This window comes from Gemmatimonadales bacterium, assembly GCA_036265815.1.
Classification (GTDB): Bacteria; Gemmatimonadota; Gemmatimonadetes; order Gemmatimonadales; family GWC2-71-9; genus CAVVWJ01.
In genome coordinates this window covers 25,410-51,779 of record DATAOI010000078.1, presented here as the reverse complement: position 1 = coordinate 51,779, position 26,370 = coordinate 25,410, and the positions used below count along the sequence as shown (strand labels likewise).

At 69.1% G+C, this 26,370-nt stretch carries 23 protein-coding genes and 1 pseudogene; 10 read left to right on the top strand and 14 right to left on the bottom strand.

Features of this window, described 5'->3' with window-relative positions:
• Positions 1–17 precede the first annotated feature (17 nt).
• The 3 genes and pseudogenes from VHR41_16370 to VHR41_16360 all read right to left on the bottom strand — a co-directional run bounded on the left by VHR41_16370 (position 18) and on the right by VHR41_16360 (position 3,096).
• Entirely contained in the window at positions 18–332 is a 315-nt protein-coding gene (locus tag VHR41_16370; protein ID HEX3235774.1) for a helix-turn-helix domain-containing protein, read from the bottom strand.
• Between the two features lie 143 nt (positions 333–475).
• A pseudogene (locus tag VHR41_16365) lies at positions 476–1,396 on the bottom strand (sigma-54 dependent transcriptional regulator).
• Entirely contained in the window at positions 1,393–3,096 is a 1,704-nt protein-coding gene (locus VHR41_16360) for an ATP-binding protein (GenBank protein ID HEX3235773.1), read from the bottom strand. The pseudogene VHR41_16365 and the gene VHR41_16360 overlap by 4 nt, the downstream one beginning before the upstream one ends.
• Positions 3,097–3,172: 76 nt before the next feature.
• Here VHR41_16360 and VHR41_16355 point away from each other — a divergent pair, with 76 nt between their 5' ends.
• Positions 3,173–4,135 carry a TIGR02453 family protein gene (locus tag VHR41_16355; protein HEX3235772.1) on the top strand — a complete coding sequence of 321 codons (963 nt, stop codon included), beginning with the start codon at positions 3,173–3,175 and terminating at the stop codon, positions 4,133–4,135.
• Positions 4,136–4,159: 24 nt separating this feature from the next.
• Here VHR41_16355 and VHR41_16350 read toward each other — a convergent pair whose 3' ends face one another.
• The 4 genes from VHR41_16350 to VHR41_16335 all read right to left on the bottom strand — a co-directional run bounded on the left by VHR41_16350 (position 4,160) and on the right by VHR41_16335 (position 10,609).
• Positions 4,160–4,747 carry a hypothetical protein gene (locus tag VHR41_16350; protein ID HEX3235771.1) on the bottom strand — a complete coding sequence of 196 codons (588 nt, stop codon included), beginning with the start codon at positions 4,745–4,747 and terminating at the stop codon, positions 4,160–4,162.
• Positions 4,748–4,869: 122 nt separating this feature from the next.
• Positions 4,870–5,472, bottom strand: coding sequence for a DUF2231 domain-containing protein (locus tag VHR41_16345; GenBank protein ID HEX3235770.1), 603 nt, complete (start codon positions 5,470–5,472; stop codon positions 4,870–4,872).
• 107 nt (positions 5,473–5,579) lie between these two features.
• The gene (locus VHR41_16340) at positions 5,580–8,324 is read right to left on the bottom strand and encodes a PAS domain-containing protein (protein HEX3235769.1); all 2,745 of its coding nucleotides are present in this window, start codon (positions 8,322–8,324) and stop codon (positions 5,580–5,582) included.
• A gap of 65 nt (positions 8,325–8,389) precedes the next feature.
• Entirely contained in the window at positions 8,390–10,609 is a 2,220-nt protein-coding gene (locus VHR41_16335; GenBank protein ID HEX3235768.1) for a transglycosylase SLT domain-containing protein, read from the bottom strand.
• Positions 10,610–10,826: 217 nt separating this feature from the next.
• Between VHR41_16335 and VHR41_16330 the strand changes: the two genes are divergently transcribed.
• The gene (locus VHR41_16330) at positions 10,827–11,225 is read left to right on the top strand and encodes a S4 domain-containing protein (GenBank protein ID HEX3235767.1); all 399 of its coding nucleotides are present in this window, start codon (positions 10,827–10,829) and stop codon (positions 11,223–11,225) included.
• A 4-nt stretch (positions 11,226–11,229) separates the two neighbouring features.
• Here VHR41_16330 and icd read toward each other — a convergent pair whose 3' ends face one another.
• The gene (gene icd / locus VHR41_16325; GenBank protein ID HEX3235766.1) at positions 11,230–12,489 is read right to left on the bottom strand and encodes an NADP-dependent isocitrate dehydrogenase; all 1,260 of its coding nucleotides are present in this window, start codon (positions 12,487–12,489) and stop codon (positions 11,230–11,232) included.
• Between the two features lie 27 nt (positions 12,490–12,516).
• Here icd and aceK point away from each other — a divergent pair, with 27 nt between their 5' ends.
• Positions 12,517–14,280, top strand: a complete 1,764-nt coding sequence (aceK, locus tag VHR41_16320; protein ID HEX3235765.1) for a bifunctional isocitrate dehydrogenase kinase/phosphatase — start codon at positions 12,517–12,519, stop codon at positions 14,278–14,280.
• A 6-nt stretch (positions 14,281–14,286) separates the two neighbouring features.
• Here aceK and VHR41_16315 read toward each other — a convergent pair whose 3' ends face one another.
• The 5 genes from VHR41_16315 to VHR41_16295 all read right to left on the bottom strand — a co-directional run bounded on the left by VHR41_16315 (position 14,287) and on the right by VHR41_16295 (position 19,952).
• Positions 14,287–14,643: a hypothetical protein gene (locus VHR41_16315; protein HEX3235764.1), complete on the bottom strand. Its 357-nt coding sequence runs from the start codon at positions 14,641–14,643 to the stop codon at positions 14,287–14,289.
• Between the two features lie 19 nt (positions 14,644–14,662).
• Positions 14,663–14,956, bottom strand: coding sequence for a hypothetical protein (locus VHR41_16310; protein ID HEX3235763.1), 294 nt, complete (start codon positions 14,954–14,956; stop codon positions 14,663–14,665).
• Positions 14,957–15,080: 124 nt separating this feature from the next.
• Positions 15,081–15,767: a hypothetical protein gene (locus tag VHR41_16305; protein HEX3235762.1), complete on the bottom strand. Its 687-nt coding sequence runs from the start codon at positions 15,765–15,767 to the stop codon at positions 15,081–15,083.
• Positions 15,768–15,945: 178 nt separating this feature from the next.
• Positions 15,946–18,102 carry an FUSC family protein gene (locus tag VHR41_16300; GenBank protein HEX3235761.1) on the bottom strand — a complete coding sequence of 719 codons (2,157 nt, stop codon included), beginning with the start codon at positions 18,100–18,102 and terminating at the stop codon, positions 15,946–15,948.
• Between the two features lie 17 nt (positions 18,103–18,119).
• Positions 18,120–19,952 carry an FtsX-like permease family protein gene (locus VHR41_16295; protein ID HEX3235760.1) on the bottom strand — a complete coding sequence of 611 codons (1,833 nt, stop codon included), beginning with the start codon at positions 19,950–19,952 and terminating at the stop codon, positions 18,120–18,122.
• 105 nt (positions 19,953–20,057) lie between these two features.
• Between VHR41_16295 and VHR41_16290 the strand changes: the two genes are divergently transcribed.
• The 6 genes from VHR41_16290 to VHR41_16265 all read left to right on the top strand — a co-directional run bounded on the left by VHR41_16290 (position 20,058) and on the right by VHR41_16265 (position 24,996).
• A complete protein-coding gene (locus VHR41_16290; protein ID HEX3235759.1) occupies positions 20,058–21,251 on the top strand; it encodes a GAF domain-containing sensor histidine kinase in 1,194 nt (397 codons plus the stop codon).
• Entirely contained in the window at positions 21,248–21,919 is a 672-nt protein-coding gene (locus VHR41_16285; protein ID HEX3235758.1) for a response regulator transcription factor, read from the top strand. Before VHR41_16290 ends, VHR41_16285 begins: the two co-directional genes overlap by 4 nt.
• Positions 21,920–22,136: 217 nt before the next feature.
• Complete coding sequence (locus tag VHR41_16280) at positions 22,137–22,889, top strand: SDR family oxidoreductase (protein ID HEX3235757.1); 753 nt, start codon at positions 22,137–22,139, stop codon at positions 22,887–22,889.
• The gene (locus VHR41_16275) at positions 22,886–24,088 is read left to right on the top strand and encodes an S-adenosylmethionine:tRNA ribosyltransferase-isomerase (GenBank protein HEX3235756.1); all 1,203 of its coding nucleotides are present in this window, start codon (positions 22,886–22,888) and stop codon (positions 24,086–24,088) included. The genes VHR41_16280 and VHR41_16275 overlap by 4 nt, the downstream gene beginning before the upstream one ends.
• Before the next feature lie 174 nt (positions 24,089–24,262).
• A complete protein-coding gene (locus VHR41_16270; GenBank protein ID HEX3235755.1) occupies positions 24,263–24,751 on the top strand; it encodes a PadR family transcriptional regulator in 489 nt (162 codons plus the stop codon).
• Between the two features lie 2 nt (positions 24,752–24,753).
• Positions 24,754–24,996: a hypothetical protein gene (locus VHR41_16265; protein HEX3235754.1), complete on the top strand. Its 243-nt coding sequence runs from the start codon at positions 24,754–24,756 to the stop codon at positions 24,994–24,996.
• Here the strand turns inward: VHR41_16265 and VHR41_16260 are convergent.
• On the bottom strand, positions 24,993–25,880 hold the full coding sequence (locus VHR41_16260; protein ID HEX3235753.1) for a VOC family protein: 888 nt from the start codon (positions 25,878–25,880) through the stop codon (positions 24,993–24,995). The genes VHR41_16265 and VHR41_16260 overlap by 4 nt on opposite strands.
• Positions 25,881–25,973: 93 nt before the next feature.
• On the opposite strand from VHR41_16260, the gene VHR41_16255 reads away from it, so the two are divergent.
• Positions 25,974–26,369: a YciI family protein gene (locus tag VHR41_16255; GenBank protein HEX3235752.1), complete on the top strand. Its 396-nt coding sequence runs from the start codon at positions 25,974–25,976 to the stop codon at positions 26,367–26,369.
• Position 26,370: the final 1 nt, after the last annotated feature.

Sequence of the window (26,370 nt, the reverse complement as noted above, 5' to 3'; positions counted from 1 at the left end):
CCGGATCGCGGAGGACGTTACGCCTTCACCTCCACCTGCTCCTCGTACCGGCTCAACTTCCGGTACAGCGTGGAGGGATCGATCCCCAGCACCTCCGCCGCCCGGGTCTTGTTCCCGCCTTCCGCCTGCAGCACCCACATGATGTAGGCCCGCTCGATCACCTCGAGCGTTGGATTGCGGTACGACCGCTCGGCCACGAGCGGCTCCTTCCGACGCTTGGTGATCCGCTCCGGCAGCGAGTTGACGTCGATCAGGTTGCCCCGGGTGAGCACGACCGCGTGCTCCAGTGCGTTCTCCAGCTCCCGCACGTTGCCGGGCCATTCGTAGACCATCACGGCGTCCAGCGCCTCCGACGCCAGTGCCTTGGGCTCGCTGCCGTTCTCCTGGGCCAGGTTCTGCAGCAGATACTCGATGAGCAGCAGAAGGTCGTCCCGGCGCTCGCGGAGCGGGGGCAGGTTGAGCGCGATGACGTTCAGCCGGTAGAACAGGTCGGACCGGAAGTTCCCCCGGCGGATCTCCTCCTCCAGCTCCCGGTTGGTGGCGGCGATGATACGGACGTCCACCGGGATCGGCTCGGTGGCGCCCACCGGGATCGCTTCCCGCTCCTGCAGCACCCGCAGCAGCTTCACCTGCAGCGAGGGAGGCATCTCCCCCACCTCGTCCAGGAAGAAGCTGCCGCCCCGGGCGGCCGCGAAGAGTCCCTGCTTGTCCCGCACGGCCCCGGTGAAAGACCCTTTCACGTGGCCGAACAGCTCGCTCTCCAACAGGTTCTCCGGCAAGGCGCCGCAGTTGATGGAGAGGAAGGGTCCATCGTTTCGGCTGGAGAGGTTGTGGACGTAGCGGGCGATGACCCCTTGCCGGTGCCGCTCTCCCCTTGAATCAGCACGGTCGAATCGGTGGGCGCCACGTGCTCGGCCAGCTTGAGTACGTCCAGGAAGCGCTTGGACTTGCCGATCGGGCGGCTGACCGTGCCCTTGTCCCGCCGGCGGATCTCCTGCTTGAGCTGCTTGTTCTCCACCCGCACCGCGCGGTACTCGCAGGCCCGGCGGAGGATGGCCACGAGCTCGTCGTTGGAGAACGGCTTCTGGATGTAGTAGAAGGCTCCGGAGTTGACCGCGCCGATGGCGCTCTGCAGCGAGGCCTGCGCGGTCATCAGGATGACCGGCGTCATCGGATCCTGCTCCCGGGCCGCGCTCAGAATGTCCAGTCCGGAGACCTGGGGCATCCGGACGTCGGAGAGGATGATGTCGTGGGCTCCCGATCGGATCTGCTCCAATCCCGCCTTTCCCCCCTGCGCGGTGGTGACCTCGAACCCTTCGTTCCGCAGCAGGATGCGGAGGGTATCGAGGATGCCCGATTCGTCGTCGACCACCAGGACCGAGGGCTTGTAACTCATGCAGCATCCTCCGCAATCATTTTGGCGGGCAGGAACACGGTAAAGGTGGTGCCGGTACCGGCCGCGGATTCCACCGACACCAGGCCGCGGTGGGCCTCGACCGCGCGCTGGACGATGGCGAGCCCGAGGCCGCTCCCGCCTGGACGGCCCGACACGAAAGGCTGGAACAGCCGTTCCCGGATCTCCGCCGGAATGCCCGGGCCGTTGTCCCGGATCTGGAGCCGCACGGCGTGCTCGAAGTTGGTGCCGTGGGGGACGTCCGCTCCATGCACGGCGGCCAGACTGACCGTGATGCGGATGGGGCCGTGCGCAGCCTGGACGGCATTGAGCACCAGGTTGGCGATCACCCGGTGCAACAGGTCCTCGTCCGCCTCCACAATGGTGCGGCCGCCCTCCACGGTGATGGCCGCGTCGGGACGGCAGTCGGGGTGGGCCCGGATGAGCCGCACCACCGCGACAACCACGGTATGCAGGTCGAGCGGCACGAAATGGGTGGCCCGCACCCGGGCGAAGTCGAGAAACTCGCTCAGCAGCCGGCTCAGACGGTCGCTCTCCCGGACGATGAGGCCGGCCAGGAAGCGCTCGTCCTCGTCGGCGTGCTTGGAGCGGGCGAGCTGCTCCACCGAGCTCCGGATCGACGCCAGCGGATTTCGGATCTCATGCGCCAGGGACGCGCTCAGTGCCGCGACGGCCTCCAGCCGATCCGCTCGCGCCTGCAGCTCCTGGACTTCCTTCAGGTCCGAGATATCGGTGAAGATGGCGGTCACCGACGGTGCCTCCTGGGCCTCCTGTCGGAAGGTGGTGGTGCTGAGGCCGATGGGAAAGATCTTTCCTCCGTCGTGCGACACGACCCCCTCGCCGCGGCTGATCTTGCGGCCGTTCCGGATGCCGGAGACGACCGCGGCCCATAGCTCGGACGACCGGATCTTGAGCTGATCGAGCACCGGATGGCCCAGCAGGCTCTCGCCATCGAGGCTCAGGAGCCGCTGGGCGGTCGGATTGATGAACGCCAGGCGGCCCAGGCCATCCACGGTCAGCACGCCGGAGCGGATGTTGTGCAGGATGTCGTCGGCTTCGAGCCGGACGCGCTTCAGCTCGATCGCGAGGGTCTGCTGCTCCATGCCCGCCTCGCGGAGCCGGCGCCCCAGCACGGCGACGATGGCGAAAACAGCGTTGAACACCAGAATCTGGGCCCAGAACGCCGTGTCGGGCGTACCGGCCCGGCTCATGAAGGCATCGCCCAGGAAGAGCGCCGAGGCGATGATGGTGACCAGCGCCCCCCAGGCCGGCGGCATGAGGAGGGCATACGCCGCCACCAGCAGGACGTAGAGCGCGGGGAACCCCGACTGCGGCTGTCCCACGATGTGGACGATCGTCGTCACCACGCCCAGATCGATCGCGGCCTGAAGAAACAGGAAGCCGTTGCCCGGCTGCCGCTGCCGCAGGAAGACGGCCCAGGCCCCGTAGGCGGTGAAGAGCAGCGCCACCACCACGGCGGCGCTGACCAGCCGGGACTCCTGCGGCCGCTCGTTCCACACCAGCCCCGCGCCGAGCAGCACCCCTACCGCCAGCACCAGCCGTCCGACGAACAGCCAGGACAGCAGGGTCCGTTGATCGGGCAGAGTGCTGCGGCCGGCGCCCCGGCGGTCAGGCAGCGCGGGGGGCCGGGCCCGTGCGGTCGCGGCCTCGACAGGCATCATGCGGGTGACTCGGTCTTTTCCAGGTGTACGCCGAAGATAGAAAGGCAGGCGCGGCATTACAATCTATACAATCTATATGGCCTGGTTCGTCTATGTCGCCCGCTGCGGTGACGACTCTTTATACACCGGGATCACCACCGACCCCGGCCGCCGGGAGACGGCGCATAATGCCGGCCGAGGCGCCGCCTACACCCGCGCACGCCTCCCGGTGCGGCTGGTGTACCTGGAGCCCGCCCGCGACCGCGGTGCGGCGCTCCGGCGGGAGCTCGCCATCAAGCGGCTCTCCAAGTTACGAAAGGAGCGACTGTTGACCGGCAACTCCAGCTTCTCCGGCTTTCGTCCGGAGGCTTTGCGCTTCCTCAGGAATCTTGTGCGGCACAACAGCAGGGAATGGTTCGAGCGGCACCGGGCGGTGTACGAGACGGAGCTTCTGACGCCGCTCCGGGTGCTGGTGGAGGAGATGGATGTCCGGCTGGCGGGGATCGCCCCGGAGCTGGTGGGCGATCCCCGCCGGTCCATCTTCCGGATCTATCGCGACGTGCGATTCTCCCCCGACAAGTCCCCCTACAAGACCAACGCGGCCTGTCAATTTTACCATCGGGACGCTGGCCGGGGAGCCGGACAGAACGCCCAGGGTGCGGGTGCCGGACTCTATTTCCAATTGGCGGAGGGCGACTGTTTCGTGGCCGGGGGCATCTGGATGCCGGCTCGGCCGGCACTGGACCGGATCCGGGAGGTGATCGCGGATGAGCCGGGCGCTCTGCCGCGGCTGGTACGGGCGCCGGCGTTCCGGCGGCGCTTCGGGACGCTCGATGAGGAGGCGGTGCTCAGGCGGGTGCCCCGGGGCTACGCGCCCGATCATCCGGCGGAGCGCTGGCTTCGCTTCCGCTCGTTCACGGCGACCCGGAATCTGACCCCCGCGGAGGCGATGAGCCCTCGGCTTCCGGCCATCCTGGCGCGGGACTTCGCGGGGTTGGTGCCGCTGGTACGGTGGCTCAACGCGGCAATTGGTTACCGGCCGGCGGAGCGGCGGCTTTGAGCGGGACTGCCTGGCGCTCGCTGCCTAGCGGTGCCTGGCCACTCCCACTTGCCGGCACATGTCCAGTACCGGGCAGGTGCTGCACCGGGGCAGCGCTCCGGTGCAGATGTGCTTCCCGAACGGAACCAGCAGCGCATTGAGCTCCAGCCAGTTGCGCCGTGGCAGACGGGCCTCCAGAGCGGCCATCGTCCGCTCAGGCGCGCTTGCCTGGACGTATCCCCAGCGATTGGTCACGCGATGAACGTGGATATCGACGCTGATATGTTGCTGCCCGCAGGCGATTCCCAGGGCGAGGTGGGCACACTTCGGCCCCACACCCCGGAAGCCGCGCACCAGGGATTCGTCGCACGGTAGCACGCCCCGGTGCTCGCGCTCGGCCTGTTGGGCGATCTCGCGGATCTGCGCGGCTTTGGCCAGATGAAAGCTGGTGTCTCCGATGAGCCGGTCGAGCGCGGCCAAGTTGAGATCCGCGATGGCGGCCGCGCTCGGCGCGGCGGCGAAGAGACGCCGAGCCGCCAGCAGGCTGACCTCGTCACGCGTGCGGATCGAGAGAATACAGGCAACCACCTGCTCGAACAGCGAGCGATGCCCCTCGTCGGCCAGCGCGAACATCGCCGCCTTGGGAAACGGCCGAACCGCCCGGCGAATCCGCCGCAGCGCCAGGGTGACGTCGAATGGCCGCTTCCGCCCCGGCGCTCCCGGCGTCGCGGACTTGCTCAGGGTCGCGGACTTGCTCAGGGTCGCGGACTTGCCCGCCGTCGCTCGACTCCTGCGTACGCCGGCTGCGGAAAGCCGCGCCGGTCGACTCCGCCGAAGCTCGCCGAGGTCCCTGGACGAGAAGGAGCGGAGCCCGCTGCCCCTGCCGGCAGCGCCGAGAGCGAGCTCGGCGCATCCAGATGGGCGCCGTCGTCCACACCGATACCGAGCCGGCCGACCAGCTCCCCGCCCAGCCAACCGGTCACGGTACCCAGCACGATTCCCAGAAGCCCGGCGACGATCGCCCCGGTAGGCGGCACGGCTGGGTTGTCCCGGCGGAGTAGCCAGCTCGTCGCGAACAGCACCAGGACGAGGACGTTGCCGATGCCGTGAAGGAGACCGATGCGCTTGGCCCGGGTCCGCCTCGGGATCGCGAACCAGTCGATCCAGCCCGGCACCGCCGCCGCCAGCCCACCGATGACACCAGCGCCGATCAGGTAATAGGCCACTTCCGTCCAGCGCGACGCATGGGAGACCAACGCGATCAGGTCGAAGATCACCGCCGTCGCCAGCAAGCCGAGCGGAAAGACGATGAGCATCGGATGCACCGGATGTCCGGCGACTTTGACTCTGCTCTCCATGGTTCACCTCCGTGGCTCAAGCTCCGTCGACAGTTGTCGCGGAGCTGTGGCGATCCTTTAAGATGCGGAGCGTGTCGGACGGTGGGATGTGATCCAGAACCCACGCCTCAGCGGACGGCGGTATCCAGTGCCTCGCGAACCCGGCGGCAGAGATTGTCGGGGGAGAACGGCTTCTGCAGAAAGGGATAGGGCGAGTTCCGGATGCCGGGCTGGAGCTTGTCGCCCTCGGTGTAGCCGGACATGTACATGATCCGGGCATCCGGCAGCGCCTGCTGGAGCTGCTCGACCAGTTGCTGCCCGCCCATCTCGGGCATCACCACGTCGGTCAGCACCAGGTCCACCCGGTCGGGGGACTGTTCGACCAGTGCCAGTGCCTCCCGCCCGTTTCGTGCCTCGAGCACGACGTAGCCATGGCTGCTGAGCGCCCGGGACGCGAGGGCGCGCACCACGTCCTCATCCTCCACGATGAGGACCGTCTCCGTCCCCCGTGCCGCCGCCGGTGTCGCCGCGTCGGCCGAGCTCGCCGCGTCCTCGGCTGAAACCCGTGGGAAGCAGACCTTGAAGCTGGTGCCCTGGTCGGGGGCGCTATCCACCCAGATATACCCTCCACTCTGCGCCACGATGCCGTAGACCGTGGCGAGCCCCAGTCCGCTGTTGTGGGTGGACGGCTTGGTGGTGAAGAAGGGCTCGAACAGGTGGGCTTTCACCTCCGCCGTCATTCCATGCCCGGTGTCCGCCACGACCATCAGCACGTAGGACCCGGCCGGGATCTCGAAGCCGAGGTGCTCGAAGGCGTAGCCCTCGGGGAAATCCACGTCCATCGTCTCGATGGTGAGGCGCCCGCCCGGCCGCATCGCGTCTCGCGAGTTGAGCGCGAGATTCATGACCACCTGCTCCATCTGTCCGTAGTCCGCCTCGACGCCACCCAGCTCGGGTGCGAGCCGGGTGATCAGTGCGATGTCCTCGCCCACCAGGGGCCGCAGCATCCGCTCCATGCCGGAGACCACCTCGTTCAGGCTGAGCACCTCGCGGGCGACCACGCGGTACCGCCCGAACGCCAGGAGCTGGCGGGTGAGATGCATCGCCCGCTCCGCCGCCTTACGGATCTCCTCCGCGTCGGAGGAGCGCCGGTCGCCCGGCTCCAGCGCGTCGAGCAGGAAATCGCTGAATCCCATGATGATCATCATCATGTTGTTGAGATCGTGGGCGACCCCTCCGGCAAAGCGCCCCACCGCCTCCATCTTCTGCGCCTGCCGGATCTGCTGCTCGGCTTCGATCCGCTGACTGATGTCCCGCCCCACGCCGACGATCCCGCTGATCTCCCCATCGGCGCCGCGAAGGGGCGACAGGATGGTTTGCATGTGCCGGAGCCCACGGCGGGTCCGCAACGTCCATTCGTAGGTGACCGTCTCTCCCCCCAGCGCGCGCAGATTCGCCCGCTCGTGCACCGGCGCCTCCTCCGGGCCGACGATCTCACCGGTGGTTCGGCCGACGAGGCTCTCGACCCGGATGCCCTCCCGCTCCAGCCACTGGCCGAACGCATCGACACAACGATGCTGCCGGTCCAGCCGGAACACGACGTCGTCGATCGACTCCACCAACTGGCGAAACCGCTCCTCGCCTTCCCGAAGGGCCACAAGGGCCGCGGTCCGCTGGGCCAGCAGCAGCTGATTCGCGGCGAAGCTGGACGCCCGCTCCATCGCGGCGGATAGGAGGCCCGCGAGGAGCTGAAGGGTATGCTCGTGTACCTGATCGAAAGCCCGCGGCCGGTCGGACCAGATCGATACCACCGCACTGGTGCCCTCCGCGCCGGCCAGGGGCACCAGCAATCCCGATCGGGCGCCGAGGGTCCGGGCCGCGGCCTGGTGGGCCCGGGGATCGATGGTCGTGTCATCGCACCGGATCATCTCGCCGCTGGTATAACAGTGGCCGACCAGGCTGCCCGAGAGGGGCAGCCTCTGCCCCAGCCAGGCGCGCGCCGGGCCGCTCCCCTCGCAGAGCACCAGTTCCTCGTCCTCCGGCAGGAAGACGCCCGCCGCGGACGCGCCGGTGAGTGCCTGGAGGCGCTCGGACACGACGCGCATCACCGCGCCAAGGTCCGGGCCGGCCGTGATCACGGCATGCTGGGTTCGGATGACCTCCGCCAGCCGTTCCGCTTCGCGGGTAAGCGCCGCGCGCGACTGGCGCCATCCGGTGATGTCTCTGGCGCAGGCGATGACGCCGTCGTCCATCGGAGTGATCCGCGCGGAGAACCAGCGATTCAGCGGAGGGAAGAGGGCCTCGAGCTCGACTTCGGTCTGCTCCACCATCGCGCGGAACGCCTCGGCCTGGAAGCGGGAGCCGGCCAGTCCGGGAATCACGTCCCAGACGGACCGCCCCAGCGGCTCTTCCCGGCTGACGCCGAGGAGGCGGAAGTATTCCCTGGCGCGGGTGTTGAGGAAGGTGAGACGCCAGTCGCCATCGCAGGCGAAGTACAGGTCGCTCACCCGGTCCAGCACCTCGGTCGATGGCGCCGGCGCGATCGAGCGGAGGAGCACGCTGGCCCCTTCAGCGGAGGGGTAGACCCGGAGCTCGAGGTCGCTGCCCGACACCGGATCACGCATCATCTGGGTGACGGCGCTGGTTTCCGACTGGGCGCGACGGAGCGCGACACCCATGGGTGTGTGCGCGAAGGAGGCGGAGGCGTTCCAGATGATGGTTCCGACCAGCTCGCCGCCGGTGGCGCCGATCAATCGAGGAAGCAGTCGGCGGGCTGCGCGGTTCACATAGGAGATGCGCCCGTCGGCATCCAGGGCGAAGATGCCCTCGTCGAGGCGATCGAGGGCATCGAGCGAAGGGTAGGAATCCAGCAACCTGAGTCGACCTTCCAGAATCGAGGCTCAGTGAAGCTAAGACCTCGGCTGGCCGGAGGCCAGACTCAGAGCCGGTCGGGCCAGGCGTAGAGGGCCCGGTAGATCTCCTCATTGCGACGGATGGCTCGCACGTAGCCCCGGGTCTCGGTGTAGGGGATCCGTTCGGTGAACACCTCGGGGTCGTCGACCCCCACCCGCATCGCCCAGCGGTCGACCCGGTTCGCTCCGGCGTTGTAGGCGGCCAGCACGTGGGCCGGCTGCCGGTAGCGTTGGGAGAGCTCCTGCAGGTGAAAGGTGCCGAGCTGCAGGCTCACGTCCGGCTGATAGAGCAGCACCGGGTCCCACACCGGGTACTCCAGCGAGCGAGCCAGCCGCCCGCCCAGCTCGGGCATGACCTGCATCAGCCCGCGAGCACCGGCCGCGGAGGTGGCCGCCGGGTTGAACATCGATTCCTGGCGGATGAGGGCGGCAAGCAGGCTGGGATCGACGCCGTGCTGAGAAGCTTCCGTGAGGAGCGCATCCTCCAGCACGACCGGGTAGATCAGCCGGTAGGTGCGAGCGTCCGCCGGAGCGCCCCGCACCAGGGCGCGTCGGGCAAGCTGGATCGCCCGGGTGGCCTGGCCATTGGACTGGAAGGCGTGGGCCAGCGCGAGCAGCCGCTCGGCCGAGCTGTCGGTAGTCCGCGCCAGGCGGTCGTATTCCCAGCCGGCCTCGGCGCCGAGCCCGAGGCGTGCCAGGAGCGCGGCGCGGGCTACGGCGGTGTCGGCGGCGGGCAGCGGCGCGAACTCATCGCTGGCGTTGGGGAGGGCCCACCCAGGACGGCCCAGGCGGCGGGCGGCGAGGCCGGTGTAGTAGGAGCTGGGATCTCCGGCGGCGAGCGGCTCCCAATGAGCGCGAGCGCCGGCGCTATCGCTGATATCGGCGAGCGCCCGTCCGGCCCAGTATGCTCCCGCACCGGCCTCGTCGCTCCGAGGATACTGGCTCGTGACCTGGTCGAACTCCCGGGCGGCAGTCACCGGCATTCCGGCCACGAAGCCGATCATGGCGGCACGAAACATCGCCGCCGGTGCCAGACTGTGCTTGGGGAACCGGACGGTCAGGCGCTGGTAGTAGCGTCTGGCGAGGCTGTCCGACCCGTCATCCACGGCGAGGTCGCCGAGCAGAAAGAGCGCCGCGGGAGCGGCAATCGTATCTCGGGCATAGCGTCTGGTGATGTCGAGCAGCGCGGTCCGGCCCTCGAGCATCCGGCCATCCCGCACCAGCGCGCGAGCCCGCTGATAGGCCGCGGACGCCGCCAGCGAGATCGGTGCCCGCACCAGATTGAACTGGAACGCCGCGTCGGCGTACCGGTTGAGCCGGGCGAGGACGGTGGCATATGCGAACCGCGCATCCGTGCCCCCCTGGCCGGCAGCAATGGCCCGCTCGTACCCGGTGGCCGCGCGGTCCACCATACCGGCGGCTGCGGCCGCACCTGCCACCACCAGCTCCTCGGCCGGCGCGAGGGGCGAGAATGCGCTGTCCACCAGCGCGATCGCCCCACGGGTTTCACCCGACCCGCGCGGCTCCGCCAGCAGCGCGAGCAGATCGGCCCGCACCCGAGCGCGCGCCGCGCTGTCGGGGCTGAAGTCGAAGCGGAGCCGGAGGGCGTCGATCCGGACACCAAGCGCGGCATAGCGCCGGGCGGCGCCCTCGAGATCCCCGGTGCGCCGATGCGCCGCGGCTTCGCTCCAGGCGATCCTCGCGCGGGCCAGCGGGTCCACCACCAGGGCATACAGGCGGGCTCGACCGGCACTGTCATCGGTCATCGAGGCGGCACGCATCCAGAGCCAGTCGGATACCAGCGGCAGCCGCTCCCCGGCGTGCCGGTACATCGTGGCGGCGCTATCCCTGGCGTTCAGATGATCCAGCGCCATGGCGAGCACGATCAGCCGCTCGCCCTCGAGTGAATCGGGCGCCCATCCGGGAAAGGCGAGGGCATGGCGCAACGCGGCCGAATCGGCCCCCTGCTCCAGCTCGGCACGGGCCAGCAGCAGGCGGCCTCTGCCCTGGTAGAGGGAGTCGAGCCATGGCGCCCGATCCAGCAGAGTGGCGACCTCGCGCCACCCACCCCAGCGGCTCGCCGCGGTGGCGGCGAGAAAGATCGCCTCCGGGGTCCGCCGGGCCGAGTCGGCCAGGATGCTCGCCATCAGCCGGCTCGCCTCCCAGGGACGCCCCCGAGAGAGCGCCTCGGCAGCCCCGGCGATGATCGAGTCGACTCCGGGCGAGCTGAGGGCCCGATCAGGCACGAGGGCCGCCGGGCGATCGGGTGGCAGAGCAATCGCGAGAGCCAGCCAGAGCTGGGACCAGAGCATTCGGTTCCGATGTCGGTAAGGGAGCCCGACTTCGGTGCAAATGCCGCGCCTGCGGCCATCTCTCGCGTTCGCCCCGGAGAAGCGGGAAGACGCGGGCTTCCCACACTCGATTGTGCGCTATTTGTTGCAGTTAGCGGTGTACTATTCGAGGATGAGCGAGGGCGATCGGGAGGACAGAGTCCGGCTGGACAAATGGCTCTGGGCGGCGCGGTTCTACAAGACCCGGGCGCTCGCGTCGGAGGCCATCGGGGGCGGCAAGGTCCAGGTGAACGGTGACCGCGCCAAGCGCGCGCGTCCGCTCCAGGTGGGTGACGAGGTCCGGATCCGGCAGGGGGTCTACGAGTATCAGGTCGCGGTGCGCGCGCTCTCGGCGCGCCGGGGACCGGCGAGCGAGGCGGCCGAGCTCTACCTGGAGACCGAAGCGAGCAGGGCCGCGCGGGCAGCGATGGCGGTTCAGCTCAAGACCCTGCATGCCGCGTTCGTCTCCGAGCGCGGCCGGCCGACCAAGAAGGACCGCAGGGATATCAATCGACTCAAAGGCCGGGAGTGAGCCCCTATGACATGTTCTCCACCATGGCCCGGCCGAAATCACTGGTCTTGAGCAGGGTGGCGCCGGTCATCAGACGCTCGAAGTCGTAGGTCACCCGCTTCTCCGCGATGGTCCGCTCGAGCGAGCGGATGATCAGGTCGGCGGCCTCGTTCCAGCCCAGGTAGCGGAACATCATCTCGCCGGACAGAATGAGGGACCCGGGATTCACCTTGTCCTGCCCGGCGTACTTGGGCGCGGTCCCATGGGTAGCCTCGAAGACCGCATGGCCGGTGAGATAGTTGATGTTGGCGCCCGGCGCGATGCCGATCCCGCCCACCTGGGCCGCCAACGCGTCGGAGATGTAATCGCCGTTGAGGTTGAGGGTGGCGATGACGCTGTACTCCCGCGGTCGAGTGAGGATCTGCTGCAGGAACGCATCGGCGATCACGTCCTTGATCACCACACCGCCGGGAAGGCGGCACCACGGTCCGCCGTCGATCTCGCCGGCGCCGTACTCCTCCTGGGCAACCTGGTAGCCCCAGTCGCGGAAGCCGCCCTCGGTGAACTTCATGATATTGCCCTTGTGCACCAGGGTCACGCTGGGGGCCCCCTGAGTGATCGCGTACTCGATGGCGGAGCGGATCAGGCGCTTGGAGCCCTCTTCGGACACCGGCTTGATCCCGATGGCGCTGGTGGCGGGAAAGCGGATGGTCTGCACCCCCATCTGCTGCTGAAGGAACTCGACCACCCGGCGGGCCTCATCGGTCTTGGCCTTGTACTCGATTCCGGCGTAGATGTCTTCCGTGTTCTCCCGGAAGATGATCATGTTCACGTCCTGCGGTGCCTTGACCGGGGAGGGAACCCCCTCGAACCAGCGGACCGGACGCACGCAGGCGAACAGATCGAGCTTCTGCCGGAGGGCCACGTTGAGCGAGCGGAACCCACCCCCGACCGGGGTGGTAAGCGGCCCCTTGATGGCCACCAGGTAGTGATCGATGGCGGCCAGCGTATCATCGGGCAGCCAGCTATTGACCCGCTCCTTGGCCTTTTCACCGGCCAGAACCTCGAGCCACGCGATCCGCTTGCGGCCGCCATACGCCAGCCGCACCGCGTTGTCGAAGACGTACTGGGAGGCCCGCCAGATGTCCGGGCCGGTGCCATCGCCCTCGATGAACGGAATAATCGGCTGAGCCGGTACCTGGAGCTTGCCCTCGTGCAGGGTGATGGCCTCTCCGTCCGTGGGCGCGGCCGGAGGGGGGGAGACGGGCGACGTGGAGGCTGACATGGTGCGGAACCCTTGGGAGCGGACGGGATGACGGTCTCGGGGCGACAACCGCCGGTGAATCTGGCGGGATCTCCCGCGATCGGCAACGCCGCCACCGCGGTGGCGGCGATCCACGCGGGGTACGAGCGCTACCATTGGGGGTTCGAGGAGATCACCCGCCGAGCGCGCGGTCGGTTCGAGCAGCGCGACTGGCTCGGTGCCCAGGCGGACGCCACCGAGCGGCTTACGCTGTACAAGGTGCATCTGGACGGCGCGGTAGCCGACGTGCACGACATCCTCCGGGATGCGGTCATGGAGCGCACGCTCTGGGCCGCGATGCGGGCGCTGCACGCCGCGGGGACCCGAGGGCGGCCGGACGCCGAGCTGGAGCAGACCTTCTTCAATTCGGTGACCCGCCGGGTGTTCAGCACGGTGGGCGTGGATCCCAGCATCGAGTATCTGGAGCAGGCCCCGCGGGCGGAGCCCTCCGATCCCTCCGAGCTGTACGACACCTACTCGGCCGGCGCGGCCGACGCCGCGCTGGTCCGCCGGATGCTGGAGCGGTTTTCCTGGTCGGTGCCCTATGCCTCACTGGAGCGCGACGCCGGCATCGTCGCCCGGATGATCGATGAGGCCCTGCGGGAGCTGCCCGTCACCGGCCCGGTGTCGATCGACGTGGTGCGCTCGGTGTTCTACCGGAACAAGGGAGCGTACCTGGTCGGCCGGATCCGGCGAGGTGGGATGACCCTCCCGATCGTGCTTCCGCTGCTCCGCTCCGAGCGTGGCATCGTGGTGGACGCCGCGCTGCTTACCCAGAACGAGGCCAGCATCGTGTTCGGCTTCAGCTGGTCCTACTTCCGGGTGGAGGCGCCGCGGCCGCGCGCACTCATCGAGTTTCTCAGCTCCATCATGCCGCTCAAGCGAGTGGATGAGCTCTACAACGCCATCGGCTACAACAAACACGGCAAGACCGAGCTGTTCCACAATCTCATCGTCCACCTGGAGCAGCAGGATGTCCGGTTCGCCTTCGCCGAGGGCGACGAAGGCATGGTCATGGCCGTCTTCCTCCTGCCGGATCTCAACCTGGTCTTCAAGATCATCAAGGACAGCTTCGGCGCGCCCAAGAACACCACCCGCCAGGCGGTGATGGACAAGTATCATTTCGTGTTCGTGCGCGACCGGGTAGGGCGCCTGGCCGACGCCCAGGAGTTCGAGCACCTCGAGTTTCCCCGCCGCTGCTTCCCCGACGACCTGCTGGGTTATCTGCTCTCGGTGGCTGGCGCCACCGTCCGGGTGGCGGGCGACCGGGTAATCGTGCGCCACGCCTATACCGAGCGCCGGGTGACCCCGCTCAACCTCTTCCTCCGCGACGCCGACGCCGCGGCCGCGCGCGAGGCGGTCATCGATTTCGGCAACGCGATCAAGGATCTCGCGGCGGCCGACATCTTCACCGGAGACATGCTGCTCAAGAATTTCGGGGTGACCCGGAACGGACGGGTGATCTGTTACGACTACGACGAGCTCTGCCTGCTCTCGGAATGCCGCTTCCGCCGAATTCCCCAGCCGACCTCGATCGAGGAGGAATTCGCGGCCGAGCCCTGGTTCTATGTGGGGGAGCAGGATGTCTTTCCCGAGGAGTTCCAGGCGTTCCTGGCACCGTCGGGCGTGCTCCGGGAGGAGTTCCTCAATCATCACGGCGATCTGCTCGACACCGGCTTCTGGCAGGAGGTCCAGCGCCGGCTCGCGGCCGGCGAGGTGGTCGACGTCTTCCCCTACCGGCGCAGCGAAGCGCTCCGGCGCGGCGGGAGCTGACGCCGCCTAGCGCTCGAAGCGGGTCAGCTGGTCCGCGGCCTCGTGAATCCGGCGGCCGTAGTCGCCCGCCGACTCCCGCGGCTTCCGTTCGGGCAGCACCATCGCGGGGTTCTCGGGCTCGGAAGAGTCGGGCGCGTTGACCATTGTGTCCCCACCGCGGGCCTCCACCAGCGACTCGAACCGATCGACCGCCGACCAGAGATCGGCGAGCTCATCGTCGGTCTCTTCTCCAAACAGTTTCACGCCGCGCTGCAGAAGGATGTCCTGATTGTGCTCGCGGGCGCGCTCCTGGTCCTCGGCGCGGTGCGGATTCAAGGCGTCGTCGAGATCTGCGGGCGGAGTGGGATCACGGGGTGTGGGCATGGAAGGCTCCTGTCGAGATCTACCGACGACGGGCCGCGGGTCGCCTGAGAAAACGTTCGGCGAGCTGCTCGAGCCGCTCGTCCCGGTCCTCGCGCGCCTCGGTCAGGATCCGCTCCACTTCGGAGTGCAGGACCGGGTCGCCCCAATAGTAGCCGGTGGCGCTCTCGGCACCGACCGTGTCTCCCTGGTCGGCGCCGCGAAGGAGGGCACGGGCCGCCGCCCGGGGAAAGCCGGGGTCATCCCGCTCTGGAAGCGGGTAACGCTCGGCCGATCCTCTCCCGGCGGCGTCTTCGTTGACGAAGGCTCTGGACATGGATGACAAATGGGGGATCGGACGAACGCCGACAGTGTTCCGGCTCACAGCTGAGTTTGGCGGGATCGGCCGTGCGGCGCCAGGCCGGGCAGCAACCCGGACTGGCGTGCACTCTGGCCTGGGTTCAGCGGGTGAACGGTCCGGTCAGCGTGAGCTCTACCCGCGAGCTCGCCGGAACCACGACGTCCCGGTCCTGGGTCTCGATGGCGCGCTGGGTGCCGATGGCGCCTCCGATCACGCCGCCGATCACGGCAGCCTTGGTGCTGCCACCGATCAACTTGCCCGCCAACGCGCCTGCCGCCGCGCCGACGCCGACCTTAGCGACGTCACCCGCGTTGGTCTTGCGGTCCCGGAGCGTGCGGTCGAGCGCTTCGGCCGAGGCTTCCAGCGCGTAGGTCTGACCCGCGATCTCGACCGAGTTCGGGGTGAGGGTGAGCTTGCCGGTCTTGTCGCCCTTGTTCTCCGACTCGTGGATCTGGGCGATCGTCATCGTCACCTTCGAGCCCGACGGAATCACCACGCGACCCTGTGCATCCTTGACGTCGCTGGACACGGTGGCCATCACGATTGCACCAGCCTTGTCGGTGCGGGAGGTGATCTCCCGGTCGACGGCCATAGGCACGCTGGCACCTGCGTCGAGCGCGAGCGGGGCGGGAGCGGGCTCGGGCGCCGGCGCGGGCTTCGGCTTGGGCTTCGGCGCGGGCTTCGGCGCCGGCTTGGGCTTGGCGGCCACCGGGAGCGGCGCGGCCTCGGGTTGGTCGTACAGAGTGGCCGAGGAGTCTACCGGGAGGCGTTGCAGATCGCGGGTCAAGCTATCCGCGGCTATGCTGCTCCCGTGGTCTCCACCGCACCCGGCGAGCGCGGCAAGAGTAAGAAGGGCCAGTCGTTTAGACGCCATGAGTCCTCCAAGGGTGGTCACACGCAGTCGCAATGACACGAGGGATTCTCAGGCGGAAAGGCAAATCCGAGGCCAGGCGGCGTCCCCGGGCTCAGGTGCCCTGGGCCGACCAGCGCTCGATGGCGTCGTGCAGGGTCTTGAGCTGACGGGCGAGGCGGTCGAACCGGACTCGAAGCACCGGGCCGACCGCCGGATCGTCAGAAGCCGCGGCAGCCATGGGCGGCAGCGGCGCCGGGGCTCGGCGCTCCATCACCGCGGACGCCAGGTCGTCCAGTACCCGTTCGGCCCCATCGGCGAAGGATCCGAGGGCGGGCTCCGCGCCCGGCTCGGCGGAGTGGCGCGAGACGGCCAGCGCCGCCGTCGAAGCGGTGAGGCGCCGGGTGTACGTGAGAATGGTCATGATCGGCGCGAGCTCCGCGTCGGGCCCGCGATGCTCGCCCAGCAACCGCTGGAACGATTCGTCGGCGTTCGCCACAGCCAACCCGCTCTGCCGGCGCGCCTCCCGCAGCTCGCGTCCGGCGGGGGCGCTGCGGTCGCCGAAGCGGGCGACCGTGGCGCGCAGATAGTCGCGATTCGCACGCAGACACGCCGCCATGTAGGAAGGAAGGCGATTCCACTCCGGCGTCGGCCAGAGCAGGCGGGCGCCGAGCAGCGCGAGGGCACCACCGATGAGGGTGTTGATGATGCGTAGCCCGGCCAGGTGCCAGTCGCCGGCGTTGGCCTCCGCCAGCAGCACGAAGGTAGGGGTGAGGAAGACCGAGAACGCGGCGTAGTTGAGCGGTAGCAGGGCGACGCAGGTGGCGCTGAGCACGAACGCGAGTCCGAGGATCGCCCACGAATCGTGGAAGAACGCGCCGAGCAGCGCGGTCAGCGCCCCACCCACCACGGTGCCGAGGACTCGCTGCATCGCCTTCAGCGTGGTGGCGCCGGTGTAGGGTTGCAGGATGATCACGATGGTGATGGTGACCCAGTACCCGCGCCGGAGGTCGAGCGCCCAGGTGAGCCAGACGGCGGCGGCCGTGACCAGGGCCAACCGAAGCGCGTAACGCAGGATCACCGAATCCGGCGCGAGAACCGCGCGCACGGCGTCGAAGGGTGAGGTCCGCGGTTCAGGCGTGCCGACCGCCACTATGCCTTCGGTATCGTCCGGCGGCTGGATCTCGCTCAGGGTTCCTCCAGCAACCCGGGTGTACTGCGCCACGCGATCGAGCAGCTCGGCGGCTTGCAGGTAGAGATGGCGGGTCGCGTCGGAGTCGGTCGTCGTGTCGCCGGGAACGGCGTGCCGGAGCGGAGAGCCATCCCACCCGATCGCGGCCGGCGCCGTGTCGCGATCCGCCTCCAACCGGTCGGCAAGATCCCCGAGGGACCTGGCCACCGCGTCGAGCGAGGCTCTGGCAGCGGCCTGGGCCTCGGGGTCACGCGTCTCACGGGGAATCGTCTCGATCACCTCCGCCAGCGCCACCAGGTTGCCGAAGAGCTGGTCGACGATTTCCCGCAGCACCACCAGGCGGTCAGCGGGCCCACTCTCGCCGGGGAGCCCACGCCGAGTAGCCGCGAGGGCGGTGCGCGCGTCCTCCAACGCCAGTCGAACGGCCACACCCACCGGCGGAAGGTCGGCAGGCTGCTGCATGGCGCCGTCGGTTGTCCATCGCGCGAGATCCGCCGCATATCGAGCCAGCGCCCGGTAGCAGCCGGCCACCGCCAGGCGCACCGGCCGATAGGGACGGAGCGGCCAGAGCACGAGCGACACCAGCATCGCCCAGAGGCCACCCAGCAGAACGAGCCCCGCGCGGGTGAGCGCGTCGCGAACGTCTCGCGGAGGGAACGCGAGGGCGATCACGAACAGGTTGAGCGCGCTGGTGCCCACGCTCGCCCCGGCGCTTCCCCACACCCGTGCCAGGCTGCAGATCAGGGCCACGACGAAGGTGAGCGCTACCGCCAGCGGCATGCGACCCGCGCTCACCGTGCCCAGTGCGACGGCCAGCGTGCCGGCGAGCGTGAGGGCGCCCATGTCGACCGCCCGCGTCCGGTAAGGCCCTCCCTTGTTCGCCAGCGTGCCGGTGAACCCGGCCAGGCTGAGCCAGGTGCCGCCCGAAATGCCCAGGAGCTGCGCTATGAGCAGCGGAGCGATGGTGGCGATGGCCGCGCGCAAGCCGGCGGCGTAGGCCGGACGCGCGGGCGCGAGCGCCGTCGCGGCGCGAACGTCGGTCAGGGCCCTGCGGAGTGGTGTCGGCGGAGTCGTCGACATGCCGGCGGCCCGGCGGCCTAATCCCCGTCCGACCCGAGCAGAGAGGCAGGCGTCGCTCGCAGGGCGCGCCACGCGGGGAGCATCGCGCCGGCGAGCGTGGTGAGGACGAGCAGCAGACTGTAGCGGAGCAGCACTCGCATGTCCCACTGGGCCGCACCGGTCATGACGCTTGGCAGCGTGCTCCAGATCGCCTGCCCGAACCAGAGTCCGAATACCGTGCCGGCCAACCCCGTCCGGGCGGCTCGCGAGAGAATCCGGAGCAGCAGGCGGCTCCGCCGCGCTCCAGTCGCCCGGCGAATCCCCAGCTCCGGCCGGAGCGACTGGACCCAGAGCCGCATCAGAGTAAAGGTGCCGACCACCGCGATGACCAACGTCACCCAACCTTCCACCGCGAACCAGCGGCTGAACCAGACGAGCGGCGCCGCCTCAGCCGCGAGTATGGCACGCTCGGCGATCGGTCCGCTTCCCCATGTCCCGAGTGCCAGGAGCGCGCGCCGGACGAACGGGGCCGGGTCGGCCCGCGGTGGCGAGCGCACTAGCAGCTCGGCGGACGAGACCGGGTGCTGCAGAATACTGAGGTACACCGTATATCGAGGCTGGAGTCGAGATCCGAGGGCGGTGCCGGGAGGATCGTCCACGACGCCCACGACGGTGTGCCAGGTTCTGGGATCATCGGCCACCAGCATCGGTCGGCCGAGGGCCCCACCCTTCTGGAAGTGTCGCTCGGCGAGGGCGCGACTGATCACCGCGACCGGCGTCGCACCCCAAGCGTCCTCCTTCCTGATCCCTCGGCCCGCCACCAGCCGCACGCCGAGCGCCTTGAACGAATCCGGGCTCACGAACTGATGGGTGGTCGAGACCAGGTGCCATTTGAGGTTCATTCCCCCGGCACTGCAGATGCCGCAATCGGTGGTCACGGTGCTCACCGTGCCCAGTCCCACCAGTGCGCCGGGGCTGGTCAGGCTCACGAGCTCACCTCCATCGCCGTCGAGTTCCTGGAGCAGTGAGGCGTAGCGCTGGGCCCGATCCGCAGGCCGGCGGTCGGGAGCGGTGAGCTCGAGCACCTGGCCATCGCGGTCAGAGAAAGCCAGGCGCGCCGTAAGCGTCGTAGCGTGGCGCCCGAGCAGCGCGCTCACGGCCAGCACCGCCAGGCTGACGCCGAGCTGAAGCACCGCCGGTCCGAGCAGGCCGGCCGGCTTGGTCTCGGCGTCGAGGATTCGGCTCTGCCGGGCGAAGACCAGCGGGAGGATGGCACCAGCGAGGATCACGGCACCCATGAGGAGGATCGGGGCGACGTGCGGGACGAGGGCGCCGGGCAGGATCCGGCCAGGCCAGCCGCCGATGGCCCACCGCGCCGCCAGCATCCCGGCGGCGCCTCCGGCGGCGAGCACCGCCGTGGCAACGATCACCCCTTCGAGCAGGGCGCTCGCCGCCAGTGCCCGGCGGGATGCACCGACGGCGCGGGAGACCAGCACCTCCGTTTCCCGGCGCGCGGCGCGGGCCCCGAACAGCGTCAGGATGGTGACGGCCGCGATCGCCAGCGTGGCGACGGCCGTGCCGAGCAACAGGTGAAACAGCACATCCACTCCCTGCTGCTGGATGGCCGCGGGCCCCTGGGCGTCCTGACTCCAACCCACTCCCAGATCGGCTCCACGCTCGAGCCAGGGGCCGAGCCGGGTGGCCGGTCCGGGCTGGCTCGGAAGCAGCGCGCCGACCGCGAGGAACGCGGCCTGGGCCAGGAACCCGGTGCCGGTCAGCAGGGCGACGGTGCCCCAGTACATCCGGAGGGCCGCCAGCGCGGGAACGGTGACGCGCCGGGCCCTTGGCAGGAAATCTCGAAGAAGTGTCATCGAATGATCGAAGCTTGAGGATGGTAGCCGGGGCTGCCCAGTTGGAGAGTAGCTGCGGCGGGGCGGGCCGCCAGGGCCGGCAGCGCGGTACAGTAATATTCCCCCATGGCTGCCTCCCGCGAGCTCACCATGCTCACCGCCCTCGCCCAGGCGCTCGGTCGCTCTCCGGATCTGGCGGAGTCGCTGGACTCAGCGCTGGGGACCGTGTCGGAGCTGCTGGGCTTGGAGACCGGCTGGGTCTGGCTGCTCGAGGACGACAGCGAGGAGCCGCGGCTCGCCGCCGCGCGATCGCTCCCTCCGGTGCTCCGCGATCATCCCCAGGCGATGCACGGCGACTGCTATTGTCTCTCGACCTTCCGCGCGGGCGACCTGCGCGGCGCCGCGAACGTGAACGTGGTCTGGTGCAGCCGCCTGGAGAAGGTGGTCCGGCCGGCAGACGATGGTGACCCGGGTGGGACCAGTCTGCGATGTCACGCGAGTGTGCCGCTCGCCGTGGGTGAGCGGCGCCTGGGCATGCTGAACGTGGCGAGCTCCGACTGGCGAGTGCTCTCGGATGACGAGCTCAGCCTCCTCACCACGGCAGGCGCCCTGGTCAGCCTCGCCGTCGAGCGCTCACGGCTCGAGATCGCGGGTGCCCGCGCCGTCGCCGCCGAGGAGCGGAACCGACTGGCGCGGGAGATCCACGACACGCTGGCCCAGTCGCTCGCCGGGCTCACCATGCAGCTCGAGGTGCTCGATGCGCTTGCCGCGCCTCAGGGAGACGAGCGCCTGACTCAGGCGGTGACCCGGGCCCTGGCGCTCACCCGGTCCACCCTTCAGGAGGCGCGCCGCTCAGTGCTGGATCTTCGTGCCGCCCCATTGGAAGGACGTGCCCTCACGGATGCCCTGCACGCGCTCGCCGTTGCGACTGGCGCGGCCACCCCTGGGCTCCGTGTCGAGGTCGTCGCCGAGAGATTCGACCGGATGGCGGGGAAGCTGCCGCCCGCCGTCGAGGTCGGACTCTATCGCATCGCCCAGCAGGCGCTCGCCAACGTCGCCAGGCACGCGGGTCCAGCCCAGGCCATCGTTCGGCTCACCCTGGAGCCGGGTCGGGTGCACCTCAGGGTGGAGGACAACGGGGTAGGGTTCGATCCAACGACGATGCCGCCCGACCGGTTCGGCGTGATCGGCATGGGTGAGCGAGCCCGACTCCTCGGAGGCGAGCTGGTGATCGAGACCTCGCCGGGCGGCGGCACCGCGATCGACGTGGTTGTCCCGCTGCCTGATCCCCTCCCCGGCCGCCCGGCGGCGACACCGTGACCGCCGGCCCACCCGCGGGACCCCGGCGCGAGATCCGGGTGGCGGTGGCCGACGATCATCCGGTGGTTCGCGATGGGCTGGTGGCGATGCTCGAGACCCAATCCGACTTCGTCGTCGTCGGCCAGGCGGCCACTGGCCACGAGGCGCTCGCGCTGGTTCGCGCCAGTCGACCGGACGTGCTGCTGCTGGATCTGGAGATGCCGGAGCTCGACGGCGTCGGGGTGCTCCGAGAGCTCAGAGAAGCCGGAGGCCGCACGCAGGTGATCGTCTTCACGGTCTTCGATACCGACGAGCGGATCATCGCAGCGGTGGAGGCCGGCGCTGCCGGGTATCTGCTCAAGGGCGCGCCGCGGCAGGAGGTCTTCGCGGCCGTGCGGGCGGTGGCCGCTGGCCGGTCGCTGCTGGCGCCTGCCGCCGCCTCCGCGGTGCTCCGGCGGGTACGCGGGGAGGCGGGCGGGGCGCCCGGCAGGCCTTCGCTCACCCCGCGCGAGCAGGCCGTGCTCGACCAGCTGGCGCGGGGCCTGGGGAACAAGCAGATCGGCGCGGCGCTCGGCATCTCGGAGCGCACGGTCAAGTTCCACGTCAGCTCTCTATTCGCCAAGCTCGGCGCCGGCAACCGGACCGACGCGGTCAGGCGCGCGGTGCAGGCGGGGTTGATCGCGCTGTAGCCATCCGATCGCGCCAGTGTCGTCCCGAGGAGCGTCAGCGACCAGGGATCTTGCTCGCGTCTCCCCGAGGGTCGCTGCGGACGTCTGGGTCCCGGCGCGGCCTCGCAGTCGCTTCCACACCTGTACCGACGGACAGGGAATACCTGTCCGTTTTCCATGCCCGCTCTGGCCTGCAGATCAATGCAACCACGGGGCGGAGCGCCCGATTTTTCGGTTCATGCTGACACGGACCACGAACCGAAAGATCATCCCAATGGACACCGTAAACGAACGTACGGCCCTCATCACCGGCGCCTCACGCGGCCTGGGCCTGGCGCTGAGCCGCGGACTCGCGGCGCGTGGCTGGAACCTGATCATCACCGCGCGAGATGCGGAGCGGCTCCGCCTGGCGCGAAACGAGCTCGCCCGCACGACGCATGTGGCGGCGCTCGCGGGGGACGTCACCGATCGGTCGCATCTGGAGGCCCTGGCCGTGCTCGCCCAGGGGCACGCCGGACTCGATGCCGTAGTGAACAACGCAGGGGCTCTGGGCCCGAGTCCCCAGCCGCAGCTCCTCGAATACCCGCTCGAAGTGCTGGCCGAGGTCTTCCGGACCAACGTTTTCGCGCCCCTCGGCATCCTGCAGGCGGTCCGGGAGCAACTCAAGCCGGGCGCGCGACTGGTCAACGTGACCAGCGATGCAGGCACGACCGCCTACCCGGGCTGGGGCGGGTACGGCTCGAGCAAGGCTGCCCTGGAGCAGCTCTCGGCGGTGCTGGCGGTGGAGAACCCGGGGCTCAAGGTGTACTGGGTCGACCCGGGAGACATGCGCACCGACATGCATCAGGCCGCGTTTCCCGGCGAAGACATCAGTGACCGTCCGCTGCCCGATGCCAGGGTTTCGGGCTTCGTCACACTGCTCGAGTCCGATCTCCCCAGCGGGCGCTACTCGGCCGCCGACCTGGCCCGAGCGCCCGCGGAGGTCGTGTGAGCCTGCCGCTCCAGCTGGCGCCGGCCAGGTCCACCGGGCGGCTGCACTTCGACTTGCCGCAGTCGCTCGCTGCCGCCGAGCCGCCGGAGGCGCGCGGCCTGGCGCGGGACGATGTGCGCCTCATGGTCAGCCGAGCGACCGATAACAGTATCATCCACCGCCGCTTCCACGATTTCCCCGACTTTCTGTCAGCGGGGGACGTGCTGGTGGTCAACATCAGCGCGACGATCAACGCCGCCATTGTCGCCTGGCGCCAGCTGCGGGGCGAGCGCGAGCTGATCGAGCTGCATCTCTCTACCCCGCTGCCTGACGGCCGCTGGGTGGTCGAGCTGCGCCATCTTACCGACACCGGAACCGCACCGCTCTTCGACGCCCGAGCCGGAGTGCAGGTCCGACTGGCGGGCGGGGGTCGTGCTGTGCTCAATGCGCCGTTTCGTCCGGTCGGCGGCCACCGGACGCAGCGGACTGATCGGGTGCGGCTCTGGATCGCTGAGCTCGATTGCCCAGGCGGCGTGATGGCGCACTTCAGAGAGCATGGCTCGCCGATCCGGTACGAATATGTCCGCCGGCCTTGGCCTCTGGCCTTTTATCAGACCGTATTCGCCGATGAACCTGGCAGCGCCGAAATGCCTTCCGCCGGCCGGCCATTCACGCACGAGATCGTGGAGCGGCTGAATCGGAGGGGCGTCACGATCGCGCCGGTACTGCTCCATACCGGCGTGGCCAGCCTCGAGGACGATGAGCCACCCTATCCCGAGCGGTACCGGGTGGCCGAGACCACGGCCAATCTGGTGAACCGCGGCCGGGCCCTGGGTGGCCGGGTTGTGGCGGTCGGCACGACAGTGGTGCGGGCGCTCGAGACGGCGGCCACACCCGACGGACGGGTGCGGGCGGCAGCGGGTTGGACGGATCTGGTGGTGACACCCGACCGGGGCATCTTCGTGGTCGATGCGATCCTGACGGGGCTGCACGCGCCGCGGGCGTCCCACCTGGCGATGCTCGAGGCACTAGCCGGGCGAGATCACCTAGACCTCGCGTATCGGTCCGCGCTGCGTCATCGCTATCTCTGGCATGAGTTCGGGGACGTACACTTGATGTTCGGGGTGGGTCGAGGAGATCTCGGGCGGGATTGTCGCTTCCAGCGCGCAGCGGGGCGTCCGCCGCGTGGGTCGAGCTCGGCCCGGCAAGCACCCGGTTGACAGTGCTTGCGTCATATTGTACGATATATCGTGAGCAATGTCGCAAGATACTCCGGGAGGCAGACTATGCACGATCGACACGGTGACTGGGGATTCGGACCGGGATTTCCCTTCGGATCTGGCTGGCGCGGGGCCTGGGGCGGCCCAGGAAAAGGGCCCCGCCGGCGGACCCAGATGTTCGAATCCGGCGAGATCAAGTTCGTGATCCTCCGGCTGTTGAAAGAGAAGCCCCGGCACGGCTACGAGGTGATCAAGGCGTTGGAGGAGCAGATGGCCGGGTGCTACACCCCTTCCGCTGGCACGGTCTACCCCACCCTGCAACTGCTGGAGGACGAAGGCTACGTCAAGGCGGTGGACACCGCCGGTAAGAAGGTCTACCACATCACGCCCGAGGGTGAGCGCTACCTGGAGGAGCATCGGGACCTACTCGACCAGATCGTGGAGCGAGTGCGCGAGACCATTCGCGATTTCACCGGCGGCGGCCTGGGTGAGGTGCAGGGCGCGTTCGCCCGCCTCGCCGGCACCACGTTTCGCCGGGCCTGGCGCCGCGGCCCGGATGACCCAGCACTCAAGCGAGTCGCCGAAATTCTCAAGAAGGCGGCCGAGGACATCGAGCGGGCCTGGCAACCTGCCGCCTCGGACGCGAGCACCGAGGAGAAGTAACGATGTGGCATTACCCCTGGATGTTCTGGCTGGTGCCCCTGCTCTTCTTCTTCGCCACTCGGCGGCGGCGTTGGAGTCGCTGGGCGCCCCCCGACCGCGATGTACGGTTGGAGATGGGAAAACGGCTCGAGGACCAGGCCAGCTTCGTGGACGCACTCGAGTCCCGAGTGGCTCAGCTGGAGGAGCGGCTCGATTTCACCGAGCGCCTGCTGGCCGGACGCTCGGCCCCGCCGGGCACAGCCTAGTCGCTTCCGAGTCTGACGGTGATTCCCCACGGGTCCCGCGCTAGCCACGCCCCGCCGGCTGCGGTCACGTCGTAGCCGGCGCGGCGAAGGCTCGCGGCTGCGGCCTCCGCTGTGGTCCGCTCGGGCAGCAGGAGCTCCCACGACAGCAGTCTCGCGTCATCTTCGGTGGCCTCGGGAGACCCGGCCGCCCAGACGTTCACGCCGACATGGTGGTGATAGCCGCCAGCGGAGAGGAACAGCATCCCGGGAAGGGACCAGGCGGTCTTGTCGAAGCCCAGTGCTGCGTGGTAGAACGCCTCCGCCGCCGGGATGTCTTCGACGTAGAAGTGCATGTGGCCGATGATCGTGCCTGCAGGAAGGCCGCGCCAGGGCCGATCCTCGGCAGCGGCGAGCACTGCGTCGCTGTCGAGCGGCAGGATGGCGGCCAGCACTTCACCATCCCGGTAGGGCCACTCGGCGCGCGGCCGGTCGCGGTAGACCTCGACCGTGATCCCGTCCGGATCCACCAGGTACAGGGCCTCGCTGACCAGGTGCTCGGATGAGCCGACGTGCACGTCGAGGGACGTCGCGTGTCGCAGGAACCGGCCGAGATCCTGTCTGCTGGGCAGGAGGACGGCGAAGTGATAGATGCCCAGTCGCCCGCGCCGGGGTACTGGCCGGACGCCTGGTTTCTCCTGGAGCTCGAGCAGGACGGATTCATCCCCGGAAATGCCCAACCGTGCCGCGCGCCCGCCGGGCGACTGGTCGCGCCCGGTGACCCGGAAGCCGAGGACCCGCACATAGAAATCGAGGGAGCGTTCCAGGTCCGCCACCTGGAGGGCCACCGTGCCAAGTCGGATGCCCCCCGGAAGCCGGAAGCCTGGGGCGTCGATGCCAGGAGTCATGGCGGGAAGATACCCTGGCCGATGTCGAATTCGCCGCGCTTCGTGCGTCGTGAAGGTAGAACCCTTACCGGAAGGACCACCACGATGCGATTCATGATGCTGATGATCCCCAAGGGATACGAGCAGGCCGCCCCGGGTACCGTGCCGGACGCCAGAGCGGTGAAGGCCATGATGAAATACAATGAACGCCTGCAGCAGGCCGGCGTATTGCTGGCGCTGGACGGCCTCCACCCACCTTCGATGGGCGCGCGGGTCTCCTTCCCCGGCGGCAAACCCAGGGTGACCGACGGGCCCTTCGCGGAGGCAAAGGAGGTGCTGGGCGGATATTGGATGATTCAGGTGAAGTCGAAGGAGGAGGCGGTGGAATGGGCCTCGCGCTGTCCCGCCTCGGAGAACGAAGTGATCGAGATCCGCCAGGTGCAGGAGCTCTCGGATTTCCCTGCCGACGTCCAGGAGGCCGCGGCCGGCTTTTCCGAGTTGCGGTCCTGAC

What these genes read in the sequence shown, in the direction of transcription:
- VHR41_16360 (HEX3235773.1), bottom strand. Translation starts at nt 3,096, where the DNA reads ATGATGCCTGTCGAGGCCGCGACCGCACGGGCCCGGCCCCCCGCGCTG.
- VHR41_16315 (HEX3235764.1), bottom strand. Translation starts at nt 14,643, where the DNA reads ATGCCCACACCCCGTGATCCCACTCCGCCCGCAGATCTCGACGACGCC.
- VHR41_16295 (HEX3235760.1), bottom strand. Translation starts at nt 19,952, where the DNA reads ATGACACTTCTTCGAGATTTCCTGCCAAGGGCCCGGCGCGTCACCGTT.
- VHR41_16310 (HEX3235763.1), bottom strand. Translation starts at nt 14,956, where the DNA reads ATGTCCAGAGCCTTCGTCAACGAAGACGCCGCCGGGAGAGGATCGGCC.
- VHR41_16330 (HEX3235767.1), top strand. Translation starts at nt 10,827, where the DNA reads ATGAGCGAGGGCGATCGGGAGGACAGAGTCCGGCTGGACAAATGGCTC.
- VHR41_16290 (HEX3235759.1), top strand. Translation starts at nt 20,058, where the DNA reads ATGGCTGCCTCCCGCGAGCTCACCATGCTCACCGCCCTCGCCCAGGCG.
- VHR41_16260 (HEX3235753.1), bottom strand. Translation starts at nt 25,880, where the DNA reads ATGACTCCTGGCATCGACGCCCCAGGCTTCCGGCTTCCGGGGGGCATC.
- icd (HEX3235766.1), bottom strand. Translation starts at nt 12,489, where the DNA reads ATGTCAGCCTCCACGTCGCCCGTCTCCCCCCCTCCGGCCGCGCCCACG.
- VHR41_16370 (HEX3235774.1), bottom strand. Translation starts at nt 332, where the DNA reads ATGGTCTACGAATGGCCCGGCAACGTGCGGGAGCTGGAGAACGCACTG.
- VHR41_16255 (HEX3235752.1), top strand. Translation starts at nt 25,974, where the DNA reads ATGATGCTGATGATCCCCAAGGGATACGAGCAGGCCGCCCCGGGTACC.
- VHR41_16350 (HEX3235771.1), bottom strand. Translation starts at nt 4,747, where the DNA reads ATGTTCGCGCTGGCCGACGAGGGGCATCGCTCGCTGTTCGAGCAGGTG.
- VHR41_16355 (HEX3235772.1), top strand. Translation starts at nt 3,173, where the DNA reads ATGGCCTGGTTCGTCTATGTCGCCCGCTGCGGTGACGACTCTTTATAC.
- VHR41_16345 (HEX3235770.1), bottom strand. Translation starts at nt 5,472, where the DNA reads ATGGAGAGCAGAGTCAAAGTCGCCGGACATCCGGTGCATCCGATGCTC.
- VHR41_16270 (HEX3235755.1), top strand. Translation starts at nt 24,263, where the DNA reads ATGTTCGAATCCGGCGAGATCAAGTTCGTGATCCTCCGGCTGTTGAAA.
- VHR41_16280 (HEX3235757.1), top strand. Translation starts at nt 22,137, where the DNA reads ATGCTGACACGGACCACGAACCGAAAGATCATCCCAATGGACACCGTA.
- VHR41_16300 (HEX3235761.1), bottom strand. Translation starts at nt 18,102, where the DNA reads ATGTCGACGACTCCGCCGACACCACTCCGCAGGGCCCTGACCGACGTT.
- VHR41_16265 (HEX3235754.1), top strand. Translation starts at nt 24,754, where the DNA reads ATGTGGCATTACCCCTGGATGTTCTGGCTGGTGCCCCTGCTCTTCTTC.
- aceK (HEX3235765.1), top strand. Translation starts at nt 12,517, where the DNA reads ATGACGGTCTCGGGGCGACAACCGCCGGTGAATCTGGCGGGATCTCCC.